This window comes from Terrisporobacter petrolearius (assembly GCF_020748185.1).
GTDB classification, from domain to species: Bacteria; Bacillota; Clostridia; order Peptostreptococcales; family Peptostreptococcaceae; genus Terrisporobacter; species Terrisporobacter petrolearius.
Genome location: NZ_JAHZMO010000022.1, coordinates 1 through 12492, shown reverse-complemented (window position 1 = coordinate 12492; position 12492 = coordinate 1). Strand labels below are relative to the sequence as shown.

Genomic DNA, 12492 nt, shown 5'->3' with positions numbered 1-12492 from the left:
AATATCCTATAGAATTAATTCTATAGGATATTTTTTAGTTTATTATTGTTCCATGAACATTTTTATATCGTCTTCAACGTTAGTTATTCCACCTATTCCAAAGTTTTCAACAAGAACCTTAGCTACATTTGGTGATAAGAAAGCTGGAAGTGTTGGTCCTAAGTGTATGTTTTTTACTCCTAGGTATAGTAATGATAATAATACTATTACAGCTTTTTGCTCATACCAAGCTATGTTGAAAGCTATTGGTAATTCATTTATATCTTGTAATTCAAATACTTCTTTTAATTTTAACGCTATTAAAGCTAATGAGTAAGAGTCATTACATTGTCCTGCATCTAAAACTCTTGGAATTCCGTTTATATCTCCAAGATTTAACTTGTTGTATTTGTATTTTGCACAACCAGCTGTTAATATTACTGTGTCTTTTGGTAAAGCTGCTGCGAAATCAGTATAGTAATTTCTTGATTTAGCTCTTCCGTCACATCCTGCCATTACGAAGAATTTCTTAATTGCTCCAGATTTAACTGCATCTACTACAGCATCAGCTAAAGCAAATACTTGATTGTGAGCAAATCCTCCTACTATTTCACCAGTTTCTATTTCAGTTGGTGGTTCACAAGTTTTTGCAAGTTCTATTATTTGAGAGAAATCTTTATTGTCTTCACTTTCTCCTTTTATATGTTTAACTCCTACAAATCCTGCTGCACCAGTAGTGAATATTCTATCTTTGTAGCTATCCTTTGGTGGTACTATACAGTTTGTAGTCATTAGTATTGGTCCATTGAAAGATTCAAATTCTTCTTTTTGTTTCCACCAAGCATTTCCGTAGTTTCCTGCAAAGTGAGAATATTTTTTGAATGCTGGATAGTAGTGAGCTGGTAACATTTCAGAGTGAGTATAAACATCTACACCAGAACCCTCTGTTTGCTGTAATAATAATTCTAAGTCTTTTAGGTCATGCCCTGATACTAAGATCCCCGGATTATTTCTTACACCTATATTAACTTTAGTTATTTCTGGGTGTCCATAAGTTCCAGTGTTTGCGCTATCAAGTAAAGCCATTCCATCTACCCCTACTTTACCTGTTTCTAAAGTTAAAGCAACTAAATCATCAGCACTCAAAGTATTATCTAAAGTTTTAGCTAATGTCGCTTGCATAAATGCATTTATAGACTCATCATCATATCCTAAAGCATTTGCATGTTTCATATATGCAGATAAACCTTTTATGCCATAAATTATTAACTCCCTTAAGCTTCTTACATCTTCATTTTCTGTTGCTAATACACCAACTATTGGAGCTTTTGCATCCATTTCTTCTTTAGTAGAAGCAGCCCATAAAGCAGCTTCACTTAAGTTCTCTTTATTATCTAATTTTGCTAATAATTCTTCCTTCGTATCTAAAGTAGCTTTTACTCTATCGTAGAATATTGCATCATCAAAGTTTGCATTAGTTATAGTAGTAAATAAGTTTATAGTTATTAAGTGATTCACTTGTCCATTTACTTCTTTTCCTTCTGATCTTAATCTAGTAGTTACTTCTGATAATCCTTTTGTTGTATATATTAATAAGTCTTGAATTTTCGCTAAATCTGGTGATTTACCACACACTCCAAACTTAGTACATCCTGTACATCCTGCTGTTTCTTGACATTGAAAACAAAACATTTTATTATCCATTGTTATACCTCCAAATTTTTAATGTTTATCTTATATACACATTATATATACAACAATAAAAAGAATCTGTAACATATGTTACAGATTCCTTGTTTTTTTAATATATTTTCTTTATAACTTTAATTACTATTCTAAACTCTCTAAGACAGCACAAAATTCTCTAAATTCCTCTATATTCTTTATATCTTTTAAATTTCTAATATCAATCATACTGTTACTGGGTTTATGTTTTAAAAACTCCATATCATATATTTCACATTTACAAAAACCTTTTAAAAACACATACTTATATGGTTCATATTTATCAAAATTATTCTCAAAGTATTTTATCTTCGCATAACACAATCTATTAATATAAAACAATAGTGCTAATGCTGATTCCTTTTGGGCAAATTTATGCGAAAAATACTTAACAGAATGATATTTATCATGCTTAAATTCCCATCTCATATCTTCAGAACAAGTAAGAGAATATTTTTCTATCAGTTTTATTTTATCTACACTTAGTTGTCTCTTTAATATTTCATCATTCATGTCCCCACCCCTAAAAATATTAGTATTAAGTAAATTATAATCTATTGATAATACAAATACTATTAAGGCTAGCTTCCTTTGCTATTGAACTTTTAGATGATAAATAATCATAGATAGAAATTTTAAATATATGCTTTTTAAATTCTATTTTACGAAATGTATAGCTCCTGTTGGTCCACCATAATGATATGAAAAATAATTAGTAAATTCAGAAACAGTTTTAACTATTACACTACCTTCCGACATACCACAATATCTATAGTTATCTGAGTAATATACTTTTCCATCTATTATTCCATGTATAAATAAAACATGACCTGCTCCACCAAATCCAGTATTCTTTCCATCTACATATCTATTTGGAAAAGATACAACTATATCGTATACGTTTTCATTATTATTGGCACCTACTATTTTGCTTAAACAAGACTTTCCTGAGTATTTCTTCTGTGTATATCCTGTTTTAGTCACTGCATTTGATTTTAATTTAGAATACCATCGATTTCCATTCCAATATGTGTCCGGAGTTTGATATACTCCTAAAACTTTTAACTGACTGTATACATAAAGTGAACATTGCTTTTTAAAGTTACTTCTTCCTGTGTTTTCTCTGCATTTTTTATATGTTTTAGTAATTTGTGACTTTATTTCTGAAACATCTTTTTCTTTCCTCGTATTATTTGAACCTTCTGTTGTATTAGATGAAGTTTTTTTAGATTCCAACTTCCATATTTGCTTTTTATTACCTTTTTTATATACTTGCATATTAACATTTGACCCATTTTTACTATTTATACACGTTAGTGCATACTTAGTATTATTTGCTGACCTAAGTACATATCCTCCTGAGACCTTATCAAATATCCACCTTTGAGTAGAGTGACCTTTACCACTTTTTTTATATAACATAACATTGGCATTTGCTTTCACTTTATTACCTTTTACATTAACTAATTTCCCGCTAGAGGTACAATTTGGAGTTAAAGCATAAGATGAATTAATTTTATATATTTTATACGCTTGACTTTTTCTCCCATTACCTTCATAAGTATTAATATTTGTACCATTTGCTGTCTTCCCACCGGATACATTTAAGTATTTTCCACTATATACATTTTTTAAACTATAGTTTCCCTCTTTAATATTAATACTTTCCATTGCATCTGCTACAGCTGTCATTCCCAAATTTCCTACTAAAATACATCCCATTATTAAACTACATAATATTCTTGTAAAATACCTTTTCATATATTCCCCCACTTTTTTAATATTTTCCGAATTATCCGTAACATTTTATTATCATAATAGTAGTATAATTGCCAAATAGTGTCAATAATGTGATTGTTCAGCGTAAATCATGATTAAAAAAAAGCATCTATATAGATGCTTTTTTCTTTTAATACCCTTTTTCCATTTCTACTTTATTCTCTAATTCTTTATTTGAAATAAACTTTTTCAAATTATTATAAAATAAATTAAAGCTTCTTAATGAATTTTGTTGTGATACCCAAGAATTATGAGGAGTTATAATTATATTATCTAAATCCCACAGTCTACTATTCTCACATAAAGGCTCTTCTCGAAAAACATCAAGAGCTATTCCTCTGAATTTATTAGCATATTCTATCAGGTCATCTTCATCTACAATTTTTCCTCTTCCTACATTAATAAATGATGATCCTTCTTTCATAAGATTAAACTTTGATTTGTTAATAAGTTTATATGTCTGCTTTGTAGATGGAATAGTACTTACTACTATATCGCAGTGTTTAAATACCTCATCCATCTCTTGTGTTGAAAAACATTCATCAAAATACTTTATACTTCTTCCATCTGTATTACATCCCCATATTTCTACCCCAAAAGCTTTTAGTCGTTTAGCACTTTCCAATGCAATTGTCCCTGTTCCTAAAAAGCCTATTCTTCTTCCATAAATTTCAGAAACGCTATAATCGCATATCCACTGCCTTTTATACTGTTTGTTATAAAATCCTTTGGTATTTTTATATATTTGTAAAATCATTGATACAATCCATTCTGCAATAGGAATGCTATATCCGCCTTTGTTATTACATAAAATTATATCTCTATTCATGACTTTATCTATAGGTACTTGATCAAATCCTGTACTACCTAGCTGTATATACTTTAAATTTTTCATTTTTGACACATCTAATTTTTCAAAGGAATTATAAGTTACTAATACATCTATAGATTCCAACTCTTCATCTTTAATTTTATCTAAAGTAGATTTTGAACCTTCACTATTAAAAACAACATCATATCCTAAGTCCCTAATTCTATTAAAATCATCATCACTAAATTTGAGTGTAAATAATGCTTTAATAACAACTCATCTCCCTTCAACTGAACTAAAAAATTTCTACATACTTATTATATATTCTACATATTTTTAAAAAATACCTTTGTTATAAAATAAAAAATCCTTCAAAAGTATTTTGAAGGATTAATCTATATGAACAAATAAATACAAATCGTAATTTATATTTATTTGTTACTATTATTTTGTCCATTTTTACAATGATTATGTCATTTCTATTTTAGTGATTTAAAGTTTGACCTGACTTTAATGCCTGTCTCTCTTGGATTAAATTGTAAACTAATTTATTCAAAGTCCAGTCTATAGTTGTATTTGTTACTACGGCACTTAAAGGTCTTGCTATTTTCATTTTCTTTAAACTGTCTAAAAACCCATTAATTTTTAATTGAGTAATATTATTAAAAATTACAGCTTTATTTGTCCAGACTTCTTCGTTATCATCAGATACAGTATCTTTTAATATATCTTTTATAATAGTTTTTCCATTTTTACTATCTACAAAAATGCAGTCTTTGATTCCTACCAGTCTTCCTATGTTTTTTATCATACTACATTCTTTTTTATTAAAATTAACTACAATTATGCAACTTCTATCATGAATATTGCTTATTGAACTTTGGTTTAATTTTTCAAACGACATTTTGCCTCCTATTTTACGTAGTTTTTAAACTAATTTTACCAGATTCTATTTTTTTATCCATTTTATAATGTGAATATATGGTGAAAATTCCACATAGTATTAGTATTAAATAATACATAAACCCACCATATACAAATACAGCATATCCTAACAATGTTTGAGGGAATACTCTCTTAAAAATAGTAAAGAATGCTAATTCATTGGCCCCAATATTTCCTGGAGTTGGTATTGGTGATATAGCCATATACAAATATACTTGAAGAGTCATTAGATAAATAAAACTATGACCACTTAGATTGAATGCTCTATATATCCAATAGGCAACACTAAAGTAGAATGATATTTGAATTATTGTTAAAGTTACAGTAGTAATAAGTAATTTCTTATTTTTCATAAAAAACTTAATTGACTCTGTGTATTCCTCTATAAATGAATCTATATTATCTTCTTTAGATTGTAAAAATTTAAAAAATTTAAATTTTAATAAATATCTTACTACTTTATGACATATTTCTTTTATCTTTGGTGTATTTATAATTGCTAAAAATCCAATTATAAATGTAAATAAATTTGCTGCTAATCCAAACATAACAAAAGGCATCACTGTTTTCAAATCATACTTTAATTCACCAGCATTCATAAAAATAAATATAGTACAGTAAATTGTAATTACTACTTGATAAAGTATAGTTTTATTAGTTATTATTCCTGTTGCTTTACTTAGTGGAACTTTATATTTATTTAATACATATATTTGAACAGGTTGACTACCAGATGCAAAAGGTGTTACTAAATTATAATAAAACCCCATTATGGCTAGCTTAAAACCTACAAAGGAACTCTTCAATTTATGTTGTTCATTAATTATCATTTGCAATATTATTCCTTCAAGAATAATATAAAATAAAATTGCTATTCCCCCTATTAATAAATACTCCTTATTTACCATAGTAATAACGCTAGACAACATACTTATGTCTAAACTTTTTAAAACTAGATATATAGTTCCAACCATTAAACATAGTAAAAATACATATCTTAGGAAAGTTTTCTTTCTTTTATTATCCATAGTTATCTCCTAGTTTTTATTTTCTTATTATATAAGTATACAACATAATTATAAATTAATAATATTAAGATTTTATTACATTATTGTCATGTAGGATACCGTTTTATTCTGCATATATCTATATTATTTTTTTCTTTTTATGAAAATTGAATTCATCCATTTTTTTCTTGCATTTTTATTAATAACATGCTATTTTCTAATTATAAGAATTATTACAGTAATTCCATTAAAAAAGGGGGACTTTAAATGTTAGATTGGAATCCAGATCTTTATTTAAAATTTGAAAAAGAAAGAACACTACCTGCTAAAGATTTAATATCAAGAATAGAGGCAATAAATCCCAAAAAAATACTAGATGTTGGATGCGGATCAGGAAATAGTACTCACGAGCTAAAGAAAAGATGGCCTAATTCAGAAATAATAGGAATTGATAATTCAAAAGCTATGATTGAAAAAGCTAGAAGTTTATATGATGATACTAAATTTATTTTACAAGATGCAACGGATGATTTGTCCGCGTTAGGTAAATTTGACATCATATTTTCTAATGCTGCTATTCAACGTATTCCTGATCATGAAAATTTAATAAAATCTTTATATAATTCACTTGAAGATGAAGGTATACTTGCCATACAGTTACCTTTAGTTGATGAAGTCAAGGCTCAACAAGCATTATATGAATTAGAACACGTGAAAAAATACAAGCAATATCTAGATAATAGAAGTTTAAGATTTAACACTAAATCTAAAGAGTATTACTATGATATTTTATCTTCATTATTTAATCCAGAGAGCATCTATATTTGGTCTACTACATATACTCATGCCATGGATAGCTTAGATGATATATTAAAATGGTATGAAAGTACAACTTTAGTCCCTTATTTGGATTCATTTCCAAATGAAGAAATAATTTCAAACTTTAAAAATAACTTCTATATTAAACTTAAAAATGTATATTTCCCAAGACCTAACGGTTCTGTTTTATTTAATTATGAAAGATTATTTTTAGTTGCTGCAAAATAGACAAAAAATAAGGTATATATTGACATATACCTTATTTTTTATACTTAAAACAAATTTGATTATATTATTTCCTTAAAATCCCATATAAATCTATCACTTATTTTTTTTATCTTTTCAATGTCACAATCTGAATATTTATCATATACACCTATAGCTTTAAAATCAGCTTTTTTCAGAGTATTTATTGCTACTAAAATATCCTCAAAACCAACACAGTCTTGTGGATTCAGATTTAATTTTTCTGTAGCTAATAAATATATATCTGGATAATTTTTATCACGTTTTACATCTTCTAAAGAGGTCAATACGTCAAAGTACTCATATATATGATTATTCTTTAATACAGGTTCATAAAGTATTCTTGGAGATGATGTTGATAATGCTATTTTAATATTATTCTGCTTTAGTTTCTTTAAATATTCTTCTACATTGGGCTTTAGCTTAATATTATTTGAATACTCATATATGGCCATTTCATCCCACTCTTTTATAAGCTCCTCTTCACTTTCTTTTAAATTAAATCTTTCTATAGTATACTGTGCCACTTTGTCAAAACTCATGGAATTTATTTTTTCTATGTAATCAGATGGAATATCTATATTTCGCTTTTCTAAAAACTCTTTATCTATTTTCTCCCACACTCCCATAGAATCAATCAAAGTTCCATCTAAATCAAATATGGCTCCCTTAAAATCAAACATACTTATCCTCTTATTCATTAAATACTATTTATTTTATTCTATAAATTATTTTAATTTTTTAAATCAAACAGAACATAATTATATTATATACATATTATAATTATTATCTAATCTTCTTTTATACTTTATTTAGAGTTTTATTATAAAAAACCTCTAAATCATTAGAACTTAGAGGTTTTTTTACATATACTTTTTATTTAAATATTTTATTGAATAATCTATTTTCTTCTACCGCGCTAGTTAAATCTACTAATTTACTAGTATCACCTATTAGTATAACTCCACTTAAACGGTTATTTACAAAATAGTATTTTTCATAAGTTTGTTTTTGTTCATCTGCAAATTCTACTGTTTTGTATTTCTTATTTGGATCTTTTCCATTGTCACCTATGGCAAATAAAGAAGTATCCATTCCATTAAAAGTAAGTCCCGCACTAACTGTTTCATATTTTAATGAATCTCCAGCTGCATTTGAACCTGCAACTTTACCCATTTCTACAGCTTGTGGCCATATAGCATAATTTATACCTTCAAATTCTGCACAATCTCCACATGCATATATACCTGATATATTAGTTTCCATTTTTTCATTTACTATTACTGCCTTATTTACATTTATTCCACAAGTTGATGCCAATGATGTATTAGCTCTAACACCACAAGACATTACTACTAAATCTGCTGGTATTATTTCTCCATCACCAAGTTTTACTCCTGTAACGCTATCTTCTCCTTCAATACTATTAATTTTAACATTTAATTTTAAGTCTATTCCTGTTTCTTTAATTATATTAGCTAAAAAGTCTCCAGATTTTTCATCTAATTGACGTGACATTAAACCAGGTGCAAGTTCTAATACAGTTACATTACATTTAGCTTTACAAAGTTCCCAAGCTGCTTCTAATCCTAGCACTCCTCCACCTATAACCACTACATTTTTAACATTTGGAAGTACTTCATTTATTTTATCAGTATCAGATATTCTTCTAATTGCAATTACTCCTTCTTTATCGTGGCCAGCAATTGGTGGTATAAATGATTCTGAACCTAGTGCATAAATACATTTATCATATTTAAGTTTCATATCACCATCTAAAGTTACTATTTTCTCTTCCGTATTTATATCTATCACATTTTTATCTAATATGTTAGTTATATTATGTTCTTTGTACCATTCTTCATTATAAATAGCCAACTGATTAGCATCAAACTTAGCAATCATACTCTTAGTAAGCATTGGTCTATTATAGCTTAATACATTTTCATTCGATATCATAACTATATTACAAGAATTGTTTCTTTCTCTTATAGCTTTGGCAGCGTTTATACCAGCAGCACCATTACCAAGAATTAAGAATATTTCATTTGTATTTTTATTAAAATTGTTATCTTCTACATTAACTGGTACAAAGTTTTCCCTTCCCACACCGCATACTGGGCATATATCTAAGCTAGCATCAAATATTTCTCCACAAACTACACATTTTACCAATGGTGTTTCTGTCACTTTATTTTTAACTCTTTTATTTTCTTTATTTAATAATATACATCCAAAATTGAATCCATATTCATAAGCATCTTTCAAATCTTTTTTCCCTGGTTTAAACTTAACTCTAAATCCATCTACAACTTTCATTTTAAGTTGTTTTAATCTTTCTAAAATATGAGGGACTCCTTCTCCACTCCAGCCATAGCTACCAAAAGCACTGGCAAGTTTTCCTCCATGAGTTCCTGCGAATATTGAAGTTGTTAAATCCCAAATAGGTTTTAATGCTTCACCAACAATTGTTGGTGTTCCAAATAATAGTCCATCTGCAAAACCTATCTCTTCTAGCACCTTGTCTATATCACTTTCAACTAAGTCATAAATTCTAACATCTATATCTCCACTATCTTTTATACCTTTTTCTATTTCATGTGCTAATTCTTTTGTATATCCATATGCACTAACATAAGGTATTATTACTGTTTTTCTTGGGTTGGGATTTATAACTGTACACCATTTTTTGTAAGTTTCTTTTATTTCATCAATTCTACAATCTATTACAGGTCCATGCCCTGTACAAATCATATTTACTTTTAAGTCTTTTATTTTGTCTAAAGCTTTTAACATATGTGATTTAAATGGACCTATTATATTATCAAAGTAATATTTTGTAGCTCTCATATATCCTTCATTATCAGTTACTTTACTTAATACTACATCATCTAAACAATAGTGAGCACCAAATGAATCACATGTAATTAAAGTTTCGTCTTCCTCTATATAAGTATACATAGTATCTGGCCAATGTAAGTGTGGTACAGAAATAAATCTTAGGGTTTTGTCTCCAATTTTTAAGGTATCCTTATCCTTAACAGTCAAACTATAGAAGTCATGATTAACTATATTTTTTAAGAAATTTATTGCTACTGTGCTTCCTACTACTTTTATATTAGGATTTAAGTCTATTAATTTTTCTACACTACCTGCATGATCTGGTTCAGTATGATTAACCACAATATAATCAATCTTACTTATGTCTACTATTTCCTTCAAACTTTCTAAGTACGAGTCAAAAAATTTAGCTTTAGCTGTCTCAAATAATACAACTTTATCATTTGTTTTTAACACATAAGAGTTGTAAGTAGTACCGAACTCTGTTTCCATAATAATGTCAAAAACTCTTAAATCCTTATCTAATACCCCTGCCCAATAAAAATCTTTTTTCAATTCTTTAAAATTCATAATCGGCCTCCCTTTTTATATATAACGTTTTAAATTTTAGTCTACATTTCATCATTGTTATTTTTTTATCATATGTATTTCTATATGTTTACCCCCTATTGAAGTTCGTAAACTTATTAATAATATTATATACTAAATTCAAGGTAAAAAATAAACTCCTTTCAAAAAAGGAGTTTATTTTTAATTTATCTATGATTAATATATATCGTTATAATTTAAAGTATGTTTTTACATTCTGTACAAGTTTTGTTTTCTATTGAATTTTTTTCCCCACAAACTTCACAAAATACATGAGTAAAATCATTTAACATACCGCCACAATCTTGGCAAAAATTAACACTGTCATAGTTAATTTCTCCACACTTGTTACAAACTTGAATTTCACTACTATCTTTTCTTATCTCCACCATGCTTATTAGCCTCCCATTTTTTAATCCTCTAACTATAATGCGTACTATTCACTATATATTGTAGTATATTTTTATTTATTTAACAATATTGTGTATCATATTTATCAAAAATATTATCATTAGTGTATAATATATCAATCGTATAGTTCTTATCTAATATATTTTTATGTTCTTTTTAATATAAATATCAATTTACTTTAGATTTTTTTACATTTATAATAAAATAAGAATACAAATTAAGGGGGAGTAAAAAACATATGTTAATCATCAATGAAAAATACATGGAGCAAAATATAACAATTGAAGATGTATTAGGTTCTATAGAAAAAGCATTATTAATACAAGAGTCTGGCAACTTTAGCCAACCAGATCGTATCCACTTGGGTGAAGACGAAAATCCTTTTTTATTAATGCCTTGTTTTAAAGAAGACTATTTTTCTACAAAGTTAATAACTGTTTATCCTAAAAACAGTGAAATAGGCGAAGCTGTAACACAAGGTGTTACTTTATTAAATGACATTAATACTGGTAAATCTTTAGCTTTATTAAATGGTACATACCTAACTGCATTAAGAACAGGGTGTGTTGGTGGTGTATCTGCAAAATATTTAGCAAAAAGAGATGCTTCATCTATAGCCATAATCGGATCTGGAGTTCAGTCAATATTCCAAGTGTTAGCTACATGCGCTGTTAGACCAATAAAAGACGTGTATGTATATAGTAGAACAGAGTCAAAAGTAAACTCTTTCATAGAAAAATTACAGTTATTACTTCCTAATGTGAGCTTCCATAGAAGTAATTCTAGTAAAGATGCTGTAGAGAAAAGCGACATAATAATATGTGCTACTACATCAGCAAATCCTGTTATTCCTGATGAAGTTGATTTATATAAAGGAAAACATATAATTGGAATAGGTTCTTATCAACCGCATACTAGAGAATTTTCTAACGCTGCAATTAAAGCAGCTGATCATATTTTTACAGATACTTTATTCGCCATAGAAGAAAGTGGCGACCTAGGAATTCCTGTTAAAGAAAACTTAATAAAAAAAGAAGATATTCAAACTTTAGGTAAAGTTCTTCAACTTAATGAATTAAATGATGATTTATTAAATTCTACTACTATTTTCAAATCTGTTGGAATTGGTTTATTTGATTTATGTGCTGCTGAAGCCATATATAAACACGCTCTTGAAAATGAAGGTTCTATAGATATAGATTTATAATACATTACGGGTTTGTCAATAAAAGTGTGTAAGTAGTTTTTATTTTATAAGTCAGGTAGATAAAATTAATCTACCTGATTTTTTAATACTGATATTTTTTAACTCTTTCTTTTAAATTCTCATCCATATCTAAT

The 12492-nt window shown here is 27.6% G+C and carries 11 protein-coding genes; 2 read left to right on the top strand and 9 right to left on the bottom strand.

The annotated features are described in order from the left end of the window. Positions 1-42: 42 nt before the first annotated feature. The 6 genes from hcp to K0040_RS12605 all read right to left on the bottom strand — a co-directional run bounded on the left by hcp (position 43) and on the right by K0040_RS12605 (position 6267). Complete coding sequence (gene hcp, locus K0040_RS12630) at positions 43-1683, bottom strand: hydroxylamine reductase (RefSeq protein WP_228109141.1); 1641 nt, start codon at positions 1681-1683, stop codon at positions 43-45. 126 nt (positions 1684-1809) lie between these two features. Then, positions 1810-2217, bottom strand: coding sequence for a hypothetical protein (locus K0040_RS12625; protein WP_074919615.1), 408 nt, complete (start codon positions 2215-2217; stop codon positions 1810-1812). Between the two features lie 144 nt (positions 2218-2361). Beyond that, positions 2362-3465, bottom strand: a complete 1104-nt coding sequence (locus tag K0040_RS12620; RefSeq protein ID WP_228109140.1) for an RICIN domain-containing protein — start codon at positions 3463-3465, stop codon at positions 2362-2364. A gap of 148 nt (positions 3466-3613) precedes the next feature. Continuing rightward, positions 3614-4564: a phosphoglycerate dehydrogenase gene (locus tag K0040_RS12615; RefSeq protein ID WP_228109178.1), complete on the bottom strand. Its 951-nt coding sequence runs from the start codon at positions 4562-4564 to the stop codon at positions 3614-3616. A gap of 214 nt (positions 4565-4778) precedes the next feature. Next, on the bottom strand, positions 4779-5198 hold the full coding sequence (locus K0040_RS12610) for a DUF3783 domain-containing protein (protein ID WP_228109139.1): 420 nt from the start codon (positions 5196-5198) through the stop codon (positions 4779-4781). Between the two features lie 13 nt (positions 5199-5211). Next, positions 5212-6267 carry a lysylphosphatidylglycerol synthase transmembrane domain-containing protein gene (locus tag K0040_RS12605; RefSeq protein ID WP_228109138.1) on the bottom strand — a complete coding sequence of 352 codons (1056 nt, stop codon included), beginning with the start codon at positions 6265-6267 and terminating at the stop codon, positions 5212-5214. A gap of 246 nt (positions 6268-6513) precedes the next feature. Here K0040_RS12605 and K0040_RS12600 point away from each other — a divergent pair, with 246 nt between their 5' ends. Further along, the gene (locus K0040_RS12600) at positions 6514-7293 is read left to right on the top strand and encodes a methyltransferase domain-containing protein (protein ID WP_228109137.1); all 780 of its coding nucleotides are present in this window, start codon (positions 6514-6516) and stop codon (positions 7291-7293) included. A 59-nt stretch (positions 7294-7352) separates the two neighbouring features. Here K0040_RS12600 and K0040_RS12595 read toward each other — a convergent pair whose 3' ends face one another. The 3 genes from K0040_RS12595 to K0040_RS12585 all read right to left on the bottom strand — a co-directional run bounded on the left by K0040_RS12595 (position 7353) and on the right by K0040_RS12585 (position 11132). After that, the gene (locus tag K0040_RS12595) at positions 7353-7994 is read right to left on the bottom strand and encodes an HAD family hydrolase (protein WP_228109136.1); all 642 of its coding nucleotides are present in this window, start codon (positions 7992-7994) and stop codon (positions 7353-7355) included. A 193-nt stretch (positions 7995-8187) separates the two neighbouring features. Next, positions 8188-10722, bottom strand: a complete 2535-nt coding sequence (locus K0040_RS12590; protein WP_228109135.1) for an FAD-dependent oxidoreductase — start codon at positions 10720-10722, stop codon at positions 8188-8190. A 215-nt stretch (positions 10723-10937) separates the two neighbouring features. Further along, positions 10938-11132, bottom strand: a complete 195-nt coding sequence (locus tag K0040_RS12585) for a double zinc ribbon domain-containing protein (RefSeq protein WP_228109134.1) — start codon at positions 11130-11132, stop codon at positions 10938-10940. Between the two features lie 257 nt (positions 11133-11389). Here K0040_RS12585 and K0040_RS12580 point away from each other — a divergent pair, with 257 nt between their 5' ends. Further along, positions 11390-12358, top strand: a complete 969-nt coding sequence (locus tag K0040_RS12580; protein WP_228109133.1) for an ornithine cyclodeaminase family protein — start codon at positions 11390-11392, stop codon at positions 12356-12358. Positions 12359-12492: the final 134 nt, after the last annotated feature.